This window comes from Tateyamaria algicola, assembly GCF_047715485.1.
In the GTDB taxonomy this organism is placed as follows: domain Bacteria; phylum Pseudomonadota; class Alphaproteobacteria; order Rhodobacterales; family Rhodobacteraceae; genus Tateyamaria.
In genome coordinates, this window is the sequence record NZ_CP180422.1 from 305453 (window position 1) to 319514 (window position 14062).

Annotated in this window: 13 protein-coding genes and 1 pseudogene; 3 read left to right on the forward strand and 11 right to left on the reverse strand. The window is 63.1% G+C overall.

What is annotated here, in order from left to right; genetic code table 11:
- Positions 1 to 13: 13 nt before the first annotated feature.
- The 7 genes and pseudogenes from ccmB to yajC all read right to left on the reverse strand — a co-directional run bounded on the left by ccmB (position 14) and on the right by yajC (position 5459).
- A pseudogene (gene ccmB, locus ACMHLQ_RS03850) lies at positions 14 to 669 on the reverse strand (heme exporter protein CcmB).
- Entirely contained in the window at positions 666 to 1280 is a 615-nt protein-coding gene (ccmA, locus tag ACMHLQ_RS03855; RefSeq protein WP_415403447.1) for a heme ABC exporter ATP-binding protein CcmA, read from the reverse strand. The pseudogene ccmB and the gene ccmA overlap by 4 nt, the downstream one beginning before the upstream one ends.
- A gap of 82 nt (positions 1281 to 1362) precedes the next feature.
- Positions 1363 to 1716 (reverse strand): Mth938-like domain-containing protein, encoded by a 354-nt coding sequence (locus tag ACMHLQ_RS03860; RefSeq protein ID WP_415403448.1) that lies wholly within the window; start codon positions 1714 to 1716, stop codon positions 1363 to 1365.
- A gap of 3 nt (positions 1717 to 1719) precedes the next feature.
- Positions 1720 to 2472 carry a sulfite exporter TauE/SafE family protein gene (locus ACMHLQ_RS03865; RefSeq protein ID WP_415403449.1) on the reverse strand — a complete coding sequence of 251 codons (753 nt, stop codon included), beginning with the start codon at positions 2470 to 2472 and terminating at the stop codon, positions 1720 to 1722.
- A 73-nt stretch (positions 2473 to 2545) separates the two neighbouring features.
- Complete coding sequence (gene secF / locus ACMHLQ_RS03870; protein ID WP_415403450.1) at positions 2546 to 3514, reverse strand: protein translocase subunit SecF; 969 nt, start codon at positions 3512 to 3514, stop codon at positions 2546 to 2548.
- 2 nt (positions 3515 to 3516) lie between these two features.
- The gene (gene secD, locus ACMHLQ_RS03875; protein ID WP_415403451.1) at positions 3517 to 5181 is read right to left on the reverse strand and encodes a protein translocase subunit SecD; all 1665 of its coding nucleotides are present in this window, start codon (positions 5179 to 5181) and stop codon (positions 3517 to 3519) included.
- Positions 5181 to 5459 (reverse strand): preprotein translocase subunit YajC, encoded by a 279-nt coding sequence (yajC, locus tag ACMHLQ_RS03880; protein ID WP_415403452.1) that lies wholly within the window; start codon positions 5457 to 5459, stop codon positions 5181 to 5183. Before yajC ends, secD begins: the two co-directional genes overlap by 1 nt.
- A gap of 167 nt (positions 5460 to 5626) precedes the next feature.
- Here yajC and ACMHLQ_RS03885 point away from each other — a divergent pair, with 167 nt between their 5' ends.
- Positions 5627 to 7006 (forward strand): pentapeptide repeat-containing protein, encoded by a 1380-nt coding sequence (locus ACMHLQ_RS03885; RefSeq protein ID WP_415403453.1) that lies wholly within the window; start codon positions 5627 to 5629, stop codon positions 7004 to 7006.
- A 312-nt stretch (positions 7007 to 7318) separates the two neighbouring features.
- Positions 7319 to 8611, forward strand: coding sequence for a serine--tRNA ligase (gene serS / locus ACMHLQ_RS03890; protein ID WP_415403454.1), 1293 nt, complete (start codon positions 7319 to 7321; stop codon positions 8609 to 8611).
- On the opposite strand, the gene ACMHLQ_RS03895 is transcribed toward serS, so the two are convergent.
- On the reverse strand, positions 8608 to 9684 hold the full coding sequence (locus ACMHLQ_RS03895) for a DUF2235 domain-containing protein (RefSeq protein ID WP_415403455.1): 1077 nt from the start codon (positions 9682 to 9684) through the stop codon (positions 8608 to 8610). The genes serS and ACMHLQ_RS03895 overlap by 4 nt on opposite strands.
- 90 nt (positions 9685 to 9774) lie before the next feature.
- Between ACMHLQ_RS03895 and ACMHLQ_RS03900 the strand changes: the two genes are divergently transcribed.
- Positions 9775 to 10464, forward strand: a complete 690-nt coding sequence (locus ACMHLQ_RS03900; RefSeq protein ID WP_415403456.1) for a hypothetical protein — start codon at positions 9775 to 9777, stop codon at positions 10462 to 10464.
- On the opposite strand, the gene der is transcribed toward ACMHLQ_RS03900, so the two are convergent.
- The 3 genes from der to ACMHLQ_RS03915 form a co-directional block, all read right to left on the reverse strand.
- Positions 10461 to 11912: a ribosome biogenesis GTPase Der gene (gene der, locus ACMHLQ_RS03905; RefSeq protein ID WP_415403457.1), complete on the reverse strand. Its 1452-nt coding sequence runs from the start codon at positions 11910 to 11912 to the stop codon at positions 10461 to 10463. The two genes, ACMHLQ_RS03900 and der, sit on opposite strands and share 4 nt — an antisense overlap.
- 81 nt (positions 11913 to 11993) lie before the next feature.
- Complete coding sequence (locus tag ACMHLQ_RS03910) at positions 11994 to 13337, reverse strand: PQQ-binding-like beta-propeller repeat protein (RefSeq protein WP_415403458.1); 1344 nt, start codon at positions 13335 to 13337, stop codon at positions 11994 to 11996.
- A gap of 10 nt (positions 13338 to 13347) precedes the next feature.
- Complete coding sequence (locus ACMHLQ_RS03915; protein WP_415403459.1) at positions 13348 to 14019, reverse strand: tetratricopeptide repeat protein; 672 nt, start codon at positions 14017 to 14019, stop codon at positions 13348 to 13350.
- Between the last annotated feature and the right edge of the window lie 43 nt (positions 14020 to 14062).

The following is a 14062-nucleotide window of genomic DNA, read 5'->3' on the forward strand; positions in this document are numbered from 1 at the left end:
ATCCACATCGACGTTATCGCAGATTGACCCGCAGCACGAGGCCCGCGGCAAAGGGCATGCAGGCCAGAACCGCCCCCGTGATGCCCGCCAGCAACAACAGCGGCGTGGTCGGGTCCAACCCTTCCGCCCCCCGCCGCGCGGCCTCCGCGCCAAAGATCAGCGTGGGCACATAAAGCGGCAGAACCAGCAGCGACAAGAGCAACCCACCCCGCTTGATCCCCACCGTCAGCGCCGCACCAAAGGCGCCGATCATCGACAGCGCGGGCGTGCCCAGGAACAGGCTCAGCACCAGCACAGCGTACCCCCCGGCGCAAGGTTCAACAACACGCCGAACACGGGCGCGGCCACCACCAGCGGCAATCCCGTGGTGATCCAATGCGCCGCCGCCTTCACGGCCAGCACCCCTTCCAGCGGCAAGGGCGAGGTCGCCAGCAGATCCAGCGCGCCATCTTCCCAATCCACGGCCAACAGCCGGTCCAGCGACAAAAGGCACGCCAAAAGCGCCCCCAACCACAACACACCCGGCGCAATCCGCGTCAGCAAGGCCGCTTGCGGCCCCACGCTGAACGGCACCAGCACCACCACGATCAGGAAAAACGCCAACCCAAGGCCAAAGCCGCCCCCCGCCCGCAGCGCCAGCCGCAAGTCCCGCACCAACAGCGCCCTCACAAAAACGCCTCGTCCGAGGCCGCAACCGCTCCGGCCTGCGCCCGGTAGGGCGTCACATCCAGCACATCCGCCTCAAGGCCCAGATCGATATGCGTAGCGATCAGGGCCGATCCTCCGCCTGCCAGATGCGCACGCACCGCATCGGCAAACAGCGCGACAGAGGCGGCATCCAGCGACACCGTCGGCTCATCCAGCACCCAGACCGCGCGGCCCGTCACCATCAGGCGGGCCAGACCCAGCCGACGCTTTTGCCCGGCCGACAACTGCCCGGCGCGGCGATCCCGCAACGCAACCAGATCAAAGGCGGCCAGGGCCGCCTCAATCCCGGACTGCCCAAAAACGAAAGCCCAGAATTCAAGGTTCTCCGCCACGCTCAACGCCGCCTTCAACCCGTCCGCATGGGCAGCATAGGCAATGCGGTCCTCCGCCCCCTCGACACGCCCCGCCATCGGCTCCTGCAGGCCCGCCACACAGCGCAGCAACGTGGTCTTGCCCGACCCGTTGGGCCCGCGCAGCACCAGCGCCCGCCCCGCCCCAAGGCCAAAGGACACACCCGCCAGCACCGGCACACCCCCGCGGCCCACGGCCAGATCAGTGACACTCAATTCCATGCCCACAGCCCTAACCCATTGCAGACGGGCATGAAAAGCATCTTCATTGTTCTTCAAATATGCATGCGCCGGTGGTGCCGGATCACACGGGCAACATGGCGAGCGCCACGCGCCGCCCCTCGCTCAGCAACACGTTGTAGGTGCGCGCGGCCGAGGGTGACGACATCACCTCGACCCCGACACCGGCCGCATCCAACTGATCGCGCAACTCCACCGGCATATGGGCAATCTCCGCCCCAGTCCCCAGAAACAGCACGTCCACATGCCCGGCCAGTTCCAACAATGCCTCGGGCGCGTCATACCCGCCCCAAGGGCCCGTACCCAGCGGGCTGGTCAGCACAGCGCCTTCGATCACGGCGCCGCCAATGCGAAAAAAGCCCGGGCCATAGCCCTCGATGGGCTTGGCATCGGTATAGGTGATCTCGGTCAGGCGCATTACTCACTCCCAGACAGGCAGGCCCAGAATAGCCGAAGCCGCGATGACGATATAGGCCACCGCGCGAAAAAGTCGCTCGGCCTTGGGGTCAAACAGCCACGCCCCCGCGACATTGGCCAGCATGTACAAAGGCACCAACACCACCCCGATCAGCACCGCCTGCCTGTCCAGCAGGCCAAAGACGACAAAGATGGCCAGCATCATCATGTCGATGCCCAGAAGATACAAAAGGAAGTTGGCGCGGATGACCGACACCGCCTTGGCCGACGCCATGTAAAGCAGGATCACCGGAGGGCCGGGAATACCCGCCAAACCGCCCAGGAATCCACCAAAGGTGCCGACACCGGCAATCATGCGCGGCCCCATCGGCCCCGCATAGCGCCAGCCCGACACCAGTGCTGCCAACAGGATCAGAATGGCAATCGATACCCCCCAGCCGAACAGCTCCGGATCGACAAAGGACAAGGTCCACAAGCCGACAGGCAAGCCGATGGCCACCCCCATCAAGAGGAACTTCGCTTCGTTCAGATCCCCCTCGCGCCAGGCCGCGCGCAGGTTGGGCAGTGGCCCCCAGAACTCGACCACGACCAGAAATGCCAGGGCGGCAAAGGGCGACATGACCGAACTGGCCGCAGCCATGATGATCATGCCCGACCCAAACCCGGCAAAACCACGCACCAGCCCGGCGGCTGCAATGGCCGCAATCAGCCAGCCCAAACCGGGCAAGGCAAGGCTCTCTGTAAAAAGCTGGACCATCAGGGATTAACCTGATGGCCGTCTTTGGTGGTTGTTAGGGCCAGTTGAACGCGGCAACTAGGCCAGCGCGGCGTCAAGCGTCCACATTCGCATATTGGTTGCCCACATTGGCGTCGGGCTTGTCCCAGTTCCGCTTGACGCCCAGCCACAGCAGAATGGTCGAGGCGACAAAGACGGAACTGTAGGTCCCCACGATCACACCCCAGATCATCGCAAAGACAAAGCCCCGGATCACGTCTCCGCCCAGCACATAAAGCGAAATCAGCGCCAAGAGCGTGGTGACCGAGGTCATGACGGTCCGGCTGAGGGTCTCGTTGATCGAGATGTTGAGCACTTCGTTCAGGGGCTTTTTCTTGTACTTGCGCAGGTTCTCCCGCACCCGGTCGAACACAACCACGGTGTCGTTCAGCGAATAGCCCACAATGGTCAGCAGCGCCGCAATGATCGCCAGATCAAACTTAATCTGCAGCTCGGAAAACACGCCGATGGTCAGGATCACGTCATGGACAAGGGCCGCCACGGCCCCCAGCGCAAACTGCCATTCGAACCGCAGCCAGATATAGACCAGCACCGCTGCAATCGCCAAAACGACCGCAATCGCCGCTGTCTGGATCAACTCGCCCGACACTTTGGGCCCGACGGATTCGACCGACACGAACTGGATATCGGGCACGGCCACCGTCATCGCCGCCTGCACCTCGCGGATGGTCTCGGGCGTCACCGCCTCCTGCCCTTCCTGCGCCTGGATACGGATCATCGCGACGTTCTGATCAGCGTCAAAGGTGGGATCGAACACTTCGGTAATCGACACATCGCCCAGTTCCAGCACCGCCAGCGCATCGCGGTAGAGGCCGATATCGACCGGCTGCGCGCTTTCGGTCCGCACCGTGGTGCCACCCCGGAAATCGATGCCAAAGTTCAGGCCCTGAATGGCAAAGGACGCAAATCCGATCACCATCATCAGCGCCGAAATCCCCAGCCACATCTTCCAGCGGGAAAAGAAATCGAACGAGGTGTTCTGTTTGACCAGCTTCAGTCTCATCTTCAAACCTCGATCGTTTTCGGGCGGCGGCGTTCAAACCAGATCACCACCAGCAGGCGCGTCACGAAAATGGCCGTGAACACGGATGTCAGGATGCCAAGGCCCAGCGTGATGGCAAAGCCGCGCACCGGGCCGGAACCCATGGCAAACAGGATCACGGCCGTGATGAACGTGGTGATGTTGGCGTCCAGAATGGCCGACAGCGCCTTTTCATAGCCAAGCTCAATGGCCCGCGCAGGGCCGCGCGCACTTTTCAATTCTTCGCGGATACGCTCGAAAATCAGCACATTGGCATCCACCGCCATACCGACGGTCAGCACGATCCCCGCAATACCCGGCAAGGTCAGCGTCGCCCCGATCAGGCTGAGCAGGCCAAAGATCAGGCCGATATTGATGATCAGCGCGACATTGGCAAACAACCCGAACAGCCCGTAACTCAGGAACATGAACACCAGCACAGCGGCAAAGGCGACAGTCGTTGCCACCTTGCCCGCATCAATGCTGTCCTGCCCCAGTTCCGGGCCGATGGTGCGTTCCTCAAGAAAGGTCAGTTCCGCAGGCAAGGCCCCTGCCCGCAGCAACACAGCCAGATTTGTCGACTCCTCGACATTGAAATTGCCGGTGATGATGCCGGACCCGCCCGGAATATGGCTCTGGATCACCGGGGCGCTCACCACCTCGTCATCCAGCACAATGGCAAAGGGCGAGCCGATATTTTCCGCCGTATAATCTCCGAACCGACGCGCGCCCGAGGTGTTAAAGCGGAAACTGACCGCCGGATTGCCGTTCTGATCAAAGGAGGGCTGGGCATCGACCAGATCCTCGCCCGTGACCACGGGGGCCGCCTCGATCACATAGAACAGGCCCGGCTCGTCCAGGGACGGCACCAGCTTGTTGCCGACACCGGGGGCGGCATTGGCATCCGATGTGCGATTGACAACAGGGTTAAAGGTCAGCGCCGCCGTGGTCCCGATGATCTCTTTCAACTCGGCGGCCGACCCGATGCCCGGCACCTGGATCAGGATGCGCTGGGACCCCTGGCGCTGAATGGTCGGCTCGCGCGTGCCCACCTCGTCGATCCGGCGGCGCACGATCTCAAGGGATTGCTGCACGGTCCGCTCATCGCTCGCCAGCTTTTCCGCATCGCTCAGGGTGACGACAATCACGTCCGTCCCGTCCGCGCGGACTTCGATGTCATTCGCACCCACACCGGTCAGCGTCTGCACAGGCACAGCAAGACCGCGCACCAGTTGCAAGGCGCGCTGCATGCCCGCAGGCTCGCCAATGCGCACACGCAACTCGTCGGGCGGAGAGGGCTGCAAGCGGATCGTGCCGATGGTCGCGCGCTCCGGGCGCAGCGTGTCGCGGATCTCGGGCCAGCTCGCCTCCATCCGCGCGGCATAGACCTGCTCGACCTGCACCTCGGCCAGCAGATGCGCGCCACCGCGCAGATCGAGGCCCAGGTTCACAAGGCTCGACGGCATCCATGTGGGCCACTGCGCCAGCAGGCTCTGGTTCTCGGGCGTGTCCGCGCCCAGCTCGATGGCTTGTGCCGCGTCGTTATGCTGCTCGACCCGGGTGTAAAACCCGTTCGGCAGCGCCAAGAGCAGACCAAGGGCGACAACCGCCCAGATCAGAACCCGTTTCCAACCCTCGATCTGCAGCATTACTTGGCAGGCTCGGTCTTGTTGATGACCTGCGCGATGGTGGACTGCACGACGCGCACTTTGACGCCCTCGGCCAGTTCCACCTCGATCTCGTTGTCATCCTTGACCTTGACCACCTTGCCGATCAGCCCGCCTTGCGTGACCACCTGATCACCGCGGCGCAGGGCGCTGACCATGGCCGCATGCTCTTTGACCTTCTTTTGCTGAGGGCGGATCAGCAGGAAATACATGATCGCAAAGATCAGAATCAGGGGAATAAACTGGCCAAAGGCTTCCATCGACGTGTCCTTGTTTTCGGGGGCGAAACCGCCCCGCGCAGAGTTTGGCAGAACCTATGGGGGGTGGGTGCCATGCGCAAGGTGGAAAGGCGCGAAAACAGGCGCTGAGAACGGGCACTGCGGCGAAAGGCCTTTTGCCTGTCTCACATTCGCGTCAGGATGGTGGGATGACAGCAGCACTTACCTTCAGCGATCAATTGCCGGAGCCACTCTTTTGGGGCCTGCTTGCCCTGGCCGGTGCGACTGTCGCCGGAATAGTCATACACCTTATCTGGTCCAACTTTGTCTCACCCAATGGAAAAGGCATCGCCTCCCATCTCGGCTTTCCAAACCTGCACAATGTGGCCTTCGTCGTCGCAGTACTCTTATGGTCTGGGCTCACGCTGCTTCTCACCAGCAGCCTTTTCGGCTTGATCCTCTCCACGCTTGAACTTTCTGGCAACGGCAAGGACGACCGTTTTTACGTCCTACGCATTGGTGGCTTGACCGCTGTAGTGGTGGCCGTCATCGCCCTGCCGTTCACAGTGATCCGCCTGCGCCTGACGCAAGAGCAGACAGAAACCGCGCGCGAAAGCCTGTTCAACGACAAGATCAATGAGGCCACCAAAGGGCTTTATGCAAGGCGTCAGGTGACAAAAGCTGTATCGCCCGGTGGCAGCTACCGATTGCATCAGGATTTTTGGCAAGACGACATCGTCCAACGCAACGCCGCCATCGACCGGCTCGAAGGGTTGGCACAGGAAAAACCAACCGAGGTGCCCCGCATCGCCCGCTTGCTCTCGGTCTATGTCCGCGAACTCAGCGCCGAAGTGCCGTCACAAGACCCGCCAATCGACGCAACACCGGACGAGCTCTGGGATTGGGCACAGTCCCTGCCAAAACTCCGTTCCGACATGGAAAAAGCCGCGCAAACTCTTGGCCGTCTAGCGGTCATGGCGCCCGCCCCCCTCACGAACGGCGAAATCGACCTGCGTGCCGCGAATTTGCAGCGGGCAGACCTAATTAAGGCGACGCTAGAAAAAGCGTGGTTGCAAGGAGCGCAAATGCAGGGGGCAGACCTCGGCGGTGCGCAGATACAAGGGGCAGACCTCGAAGGGGCACGGATGCAGGGGGCAGACCTCGGCGGGGCGCAGATGCAGAGAGCAAACCTCAAAGAGGCGCGGATGCAAAGGGCAAACCTCAAAGGGGCTCGCATGCAGGGGGCAAACCTCAAAGGGGCCCGGATGCAGGGGGCAGACCTCAGCACAGCGCGGATACAGGGGGCAGACCTCGACAGGGCGCAGTTTGACAGTGCAACTCTTCTAACGGCAGCCATTCTTCGTGGTACCGCCGTTAGAAGAATTGATTTTACAAACAAATCACAATTCAACACCCATCTGGATGACATATTTGGCGATGCCACCAGCACGCCGCCAAACCGCGCGCGCCCCGATGACAACCATTGGCCTAAACACTGGGTCAAACTGCGGCTAAGCGACGACAACTTCAACAAGGCATGGCGCATATGGCAGGCCACACTGCCGCCCGGCTGGGACAAGATCGACTGACACCCCCAAACCTTACCCAAAAGTTATCGCTCGCCGCCAAACGTTAACGCGCCCCAAATCCTAACAACCCGTTACCAAACACACGCCCCACAAAACGTACAATTCCCCCCAAAATCTGCGCACTTCCCCGAAAACCCCACCAAAACCGCCCCTCACCGCCCCGCCAAAACGTACAGTTCCCACCCCGAACTGCGCATTTTGCGCCAAACACCCCGCAACACCCCCACCGTACGCTGCCTTAACCCCTTGGCCCCCGCCCCCTGATCGGGCATATCACCCCCACCGCAAAATCCGTCCCAAAGGACCAGACCCATGCACGACATCCGCGCCATCCGCGAAAACCCTGACGCCTTCGACGCCGCCCTTGCGCGCCGTGGGGATGCGCCCGTGTCGTCCGACCTTCTGGCCCTGGACGAGGCGCGGCGTGCCAAGATTCTCGCCGCCGAAACCGCGCAGGCCGAACAGAACAAGGCCAGCAAGGAAGTCGGCGCCGCCAAGGGCCGCGGGGACGAGGACGAGTTCCAACGTCTGCGCGCCTTAGTCGCTGAAAAGAAAGCAGAAATTGCAGCCATGCAGGAGGAGGCCAAGGCGCTCGACGCTCAGTTGACCGACGCGCTCGCCTACATCCCCAACCTGCCCGCTGACGACGTGCCCGACGGCGCAGACGAAGACGACAATGTCGAGGTCACCCGCTGGGGCACCCCCCAAGCCTTTGATTTCGCGCCGAAAGAGCATTTCGACATCGCCGCCGTCGCGCCCAACATGGATTTCGAAACCGCCGCCAAAACCTCTGGCAGCCGCTTTGTCATGCTCAAAGGGGCCGTGGCCCGTATCCACCGCGCACTGGCCCAATTCATGATCGACACCCATGTCGATCAGAACGGGCTTACGGAAGTGAACAGCCCGGTGCTCGTGCGCGATGACGCCATGTATGGTACTGATAAGCTTCCCAAATTTGGCGAAGACAGCTACCGCACCGAGGAAGGCATGTGGCTCGTGCCCACCTCCGAAGTGCCCCTGACCTACACAGCCGCAGGCGACATTCTCGACGCGGCCCAACTGCCGATCCGGATGACGGCCCACACCCTCTGTTTCCGCTCCGAAGCGGGCAGCGCGGGCCGCGACACGGCGGGCATGCTGCGTCAGCACCAGTTCGAAAAGGTCGAGATGGTGTCGATCACCCATCCCGACGACAGCGAGGCCGAACAGAAACGCATGCTACGCTGTGCCGAAGGTATCCTGGAAGCCCTTGAAATCCCTTACAGAACTGTCGTTCTCTGCACCGGCGACATGGGCTTTGGCGCGCGCCGCACCTATGATATCGAAGCATGGCTGCCAGGTCAGGACGCCTATCGCGAGATAAGCTCGGTCTCGACCACCGGCGACTTTCAGGCGCGGCGCATGAACGCCCGGTTCAAACCGGCTGATGGCGGAAAACCGCAGTTCGTTCATACACTTAACGGCTCCGGCCTCGCAGTGGGGCGCTGCCTGATTGCGGTGCTGGAAAACGGCCAGCAAGCGGACGGATCGGTCAAACTCCCGAGCGCCCTGGCGCCCTATCTCGGCGGCAAGACAACGCTGTCAGCCGACGGCACACTGGCCTAAATCTTCAAAGAGCCGGGGCGGTAATCGCCCCGCGCCTGCCTGCGCTCCTGCACCGAGGCATGCACCTCCCACGGAGCAATCGGACCCTGCCGCCACTTCTTCAACGGTGACCAGCGATAGGTCAGATCGGGGGCTTCGGCCAGCGGATCAGGATCGCTGGGCGGGAACCGTTCGCCCGATTTCAGGGTCAGCTTGCCTGCCCCCTGCACCACCCAATCCAGCGCGATCATCGACAGCGGCTGCACCGCGCCAGACCCGCCGACAATGCTGTGATCGCCCACGAACCACATCTGCTGATAGGCGCGCAGCGGACCAGTGTCGCCATCGTTAAGCCCTTGATCCCCATCAAGATTGTCCCACTTGGCAGGTCGGTAGAACACCCGGCGCTCATCCAGCGCCAGCGCATGCCGCGCCGATTGCACAAGGCTCGACAGCGCCATGTCGTGAAACTTGTACTGCCGGTTCCACATCGATGCGACCGGGCCCAGCAGCGACGGCGGGATGCCCCGCGCGCCCACCGTATCCCAGACCCCGAGGTAGGACACGGCCACCAGCCGCGATGTGTCGTTGCGCCACGTGAGGTCGGTGGTGGAGGTCGCGAATTTGGGCGACATCGCCCGCCGCGCCTCGCGGATGTGATCGGCATCCGGGTGATTGCGCTGGCCCCGCTTGCGATAAAGGTCAAAGGCTGCGTTCACCCCATCCGTGCTGGTATCGGAAATGATCCCGCATTTGCGGATCATCCCCGCGACAGACCGTGCCGTGAACGCGCCCCGGGAGAAGCCGAAAAGATAGATCTCGTCCCCGTCCTGATAGGCCTGTGCAAGGAACTGATAGGCCTGCTTGACCTTGGCATCGAGGCCCCAGCCAAAGGCACCGCCGCCCCATTTGTTAAAGAACTTCTTGACCGGCCCATCAAAGCGTTCGTCCGTGCCGATCCCGGGGAAGTAGGCCGCCACCTGCCCCTTGGCCGGATCGCTGACAAGCGCGCGTTTCAATTTGTGCACGTTTGTGGTTTCATCAATCGTGGGTGAATTCCAGGTGCCGTCGCAAAAGATCGCAATGCGGGTCATCGGTTGCCAAGTCCTTGAAAAGCGCAGAAAAGCGGAATGTGAATGCAGCCAGACTAGCTGCATGCGTATGTTTGTAAACGGTGGAAAACCATGCCTCTTGTCGTTCTGATCCTGACCCTGGCCTTTGCCGGCTCGACCCTGTGGGTGCCCGATTTCGGCGGGTTTGACCCCGACCAGTTCCCGGTGCCGCAGAACACGCCGCCCGTGCAGCCGGCCGGATATGCCTTTGCAATCTGGGGCGTTGTTTACCTTTGGCTGCTGGTGTCCGCCGTCTTTGGCGTGGTGCGGCGATGGTCTGCGCCGGACTGGCGCGACATGCGCCTGCCCCTTGCCATTTCCCTTGCTGTCGGTGCGATCTGGTTGCCCGCCGCTGTCCTCAGCCCCGTTCTGGCGACGGTTCTGATCTGGGCCATGCTGCTGCCTGCCCTTGTGGCGCTCTGGCGCAGTCCTGTTCTGGACATCGGCTGGGCCAGCTGGCCCATCGGCCTTTATGCGGGGTGGCTGAGTGCGGCCAGTTGCGTCGCCATCGGATTGCTGCTGGCCGGGTATGGCATCACGAGCGAGGAGATTGCCGCGGCCCTCATGCTGAGCGTCGCCATCATTCTTGCCAGTGTCGTGCAAAGCCGTCTGGGCCGGGCGCCGACCTACGGTCTGGGTGTCATCTGGGCGCTTGTGGCGGTCGCAGTGCAGAACGGCACCGAGCAGCCGTGGATCGCCATGCTGGCCCTGTTTGGCTGCGGTATCGTGTCGGCCCCGACGCTGCGCGCAAGGCGCGGCTAGCTGCGCCGCCCTTCGGTGTGTTTGCGCAGTTTGGACGGCCCCGCCTTCTTGCGCCCCTTATAGGGGTTCGCATCGTTCTGGCCGCGCATATAGAGGCGGATGGGCGTGCCCGGCATGTCAAAGTCGAGCCGTAAGCCGTTGACAAGATAGCGGTTGTAGCTTTCGGGCACCTTGTCGGGATGCGAGCACATCACCACGAACCCGGGGGGCCGTGTCTTGGCTTGGGTCATGTAGCGCAGCTTGATCCGTTTGCCCTGCGGCGCGGGGGGCGGATGCGCCTCGAGCATGCCGGTCAGCCATCGGTTCAACTGCGCCGTGGTCACACGGCGGTTCCACACGTCATAGGCGCGCAGGATGGCGTCGTGCAGCCGATCAAGGCCCCGCCCCGTCTTGGCCGACACGGTGATCAGGGGCGCGCCGCGCAATTGCGGCAACAGCCTCTCGAAGCTTTCCTTGAGGTCGCGCAGCTTTGCTTGCTTGTCGTCCTCGATGTCCCATTTGTTGATCGCGACCACCACCGCGCGGCCCTCGCGTTCGGCCAGATCGGCGATGCGCAGATCCTGCTGTTCGAAAGGGATGGCGGCATCCAGAAGGACAACGACAACCTCGGCAAACTTGACCGCACGCAACCCGTCGCTGACACTGAGTTTTTCCAGCTTTTCCTGCACCTTAGCGCGTTTTCGCATACCGGCAGTGTCAAAGATGCGCATGGGCGTGCCGCCCCAGTCGGTGCGCAGGGAAATGGCGTCGCGGGTGATCCCGGCCTCGGGGCCAGTCAGCAGGCGGTCTTCGCCGACGATCTGGTTGATCAGGGTCGATTTACCCGCGTTGGGCCGCCCGACAACGGCCACCTGCAACGGCTTGGCATTGGTGGGTTGGGGCACATAGTCGGGATCATCCTCGTCGATCTCGACATCGACCTCGGGGGCGTCCTCCGCTGCCCGCTCGGCGAACTTGTCCGCCAGAGGCTGCAACTGGGCATAAAGGTCATTCAGCCCCTCGCCATGTTCGGCAGACAGGCGGATCGGTTCGCCCAGGCCCAGCGAAAACGCCTCGAGCACGCCCGCGTCAGCCGCCGATCCCTCGCCCTTGTTCGCGGCAAGCAGAACATGGTCGGCCCGCTTGCGCAGGATTTCGGCAAACACCTCGTCCGTCGGGGTCACGCCGGTGCGCGCGTCGATCATGAACAGGCAGACATCGGCCATGTCCACGGCCCGTTCGGTCAGCCGTCGCATGCGCCCCTGAAGGCTGTCATCGGTCGCTTCTTCCAGCCCGGCGGTGTCAATGACGGTAAAGCGCAGATCGGCCAGCCGCCCGGCCCCTTCGCGCAAGTCACGCGTCACGCCCGGCTGGTCATCGACCAACGCAAGGCGTTTGCCCACAAGGCGGTTGAACAGCGTCGACTTGCCCACATTGGGGCGGCCAACAATGGCGAGGGTCATGGTCATGGCGGGGTCCGCAAGTCAGATCAGAGGGGGCACATAGACCATATGCGCGCCCGCGAAAAGGACCTAAAAGCCGCGCCTTTGTCAGCGGTAGGCCAGTAACTGCCCCTTGCGCGACACGACATAGAGCGTTTGGCCTGCCACAACGGGTGCTGTCGAGGCGCCATTCGGGATCTCGGTCGTGGCGGTCAGACCGCCCGTTGCGGGATCAAAGCTGCGCAGAAACCCGTCGGACGAGGCAACATGCAGACGACCACCGGCCAGGATGGGACCATGATGCGCAAACACTTCCGAGCGGCGGCGCGGGCGATCCTTGACGAAATTCGGCAAGGCGGTGCCCCAGATGCGACTGCCGTCCTCATCGCTCAGCCGGACCAATTCATTGCGGTCCGTGACCAGGAACACGCTGTCCGCGACAGGCAGGACCGTGTCGATGGCCCCTTCTTCTGCCGTCCAGATACGCACGCCGCTGCCGCCCGAGACAGCAACGGTGCGCCCGGACTGGTTGCCCGCATAGACCACGCCATTTGCCGCGATGGGGCGGCCCGTGACGTCATCGATCTTGGACAGCGCCCGGCCCTTGCGTTCGCCCAGCACAGAGGCGTCCCAGCGGCGCAAACCGCCCTGCCGGAACACCGCCTGCATCTCGCCAGAACCAAAGGAGAATACGGTCAGCCCGTCGGTTACGATGGGGGCCGGTGCGCCCAGCACGTTGGTGCGGCTCAGCGATCCGGTCACGCGCCATGCCACGCGGCCTGTGTCCTTGTCGATGGCCCAGCCCGTATCGTCGCCCGCCATCACATAGACCAGATCACCAAAGACGGAGGGACGCCCTGAGCCCGTCGCCTCGAGGTCCTGCGTCCAGATGGTCCGTCCAGTTGACGCCTCGAGTGCAGTAAGCGCGCCAAAGCCGGTCGAGACATAGAGCACATCGCCATCCGCGGCGAGCCCGCCGCCGGTGGCATCACCGGACTCGGCACCGTCCGGCAGCACATCGCGCTGCCACTGAACCGCGCCGGATGTCGACACGGCCGTGACCAGCGTTTCTGAATCCAGAGTGAAGACCCGCCCGCCTGACACGACCGGGTCGGCCACGATCCGGTGCTTGCGGCTGTCGCCTGCGCCGATATTAACGGCAAAGACCTGTGTCAGCGCGGTGCCGAGTTGGGGGTGATCGGTGCGGAAATCCGGGGTCCCGTTGCCTTGCGGCGCGTTGGCGTTCGCTGTCTGGGCGGGCAGTTGTATCGCGCGGGCTGCCTCCGACACCGCCTCCGCGGCGGCCTCTTCGGACTGGATGTTGCGGGTCAGGACCGCGCTCACAGGTTCGCGTTTGCCCGGCAGGATCACGTCACGTTCGGAACATCCAGCCAGCAAGACGACCGACAGGACGCACATGCCAAAAACGCTGCGGGTGCGGGTGTCCGTCATGTTCGAGCCCTCATTCATTGGCGGTCTCTGTGGCCTCTGGCGCGCCGCCCAGGGCCACCATCGCCTGTAGGGCACGGCGTTGCAAGCCCGGGGTGGATTCGGCGTCGTCCATGATCATCTGGAACCGGGCAATCGCCGCGTCCGTATCACCGCTTTCGATGTCGATCAGGGCCAGTTGTTCTTCGGCCAGCAGCCGCAGGCGCACGCCGGGCACGGCCAAGGACTCAAACCCGGCGCGGCGCGCCTCGGCATCGACATTGTCGGCCTGCAGCATGAGCGATTTGAACGTCGCAACCTGGCGATAGATCAGCGGCACATCGCCATTGTTGGTAACGGTGTCGAGGGTCGCCGCCGCCGCTGCGGCATCGCCCGCATCAGCCTGCGCACCGGCGGTCATGAAGGCCAACACGGCTGCACCCTGCGGCGTCTCTGCAGTTACACCGCTCAGGGCCTCTGCGCGGGCCTCCTGTTCATCTGCGGACAGGGCCGCCAGCATCGCATCACCCAACGCTTGCGCCTTGGCTTCTTCCTGTGCGCGGCTGTACTCGAAATAGCCCGCCGTGCCGACGATGGCCACGATGACCAGGGCCGCAATCCAGCCATAGCGCTTGAGGTAGCCATAAAGGCGATCGCGGCGCACTTCATCCGTGACTTCCTCGATAAAGCTGTCGGTGTCGCTCACGCCTGCGCTCCCCTGATTTTGCGGCGGATTGTCACCGCCTCAC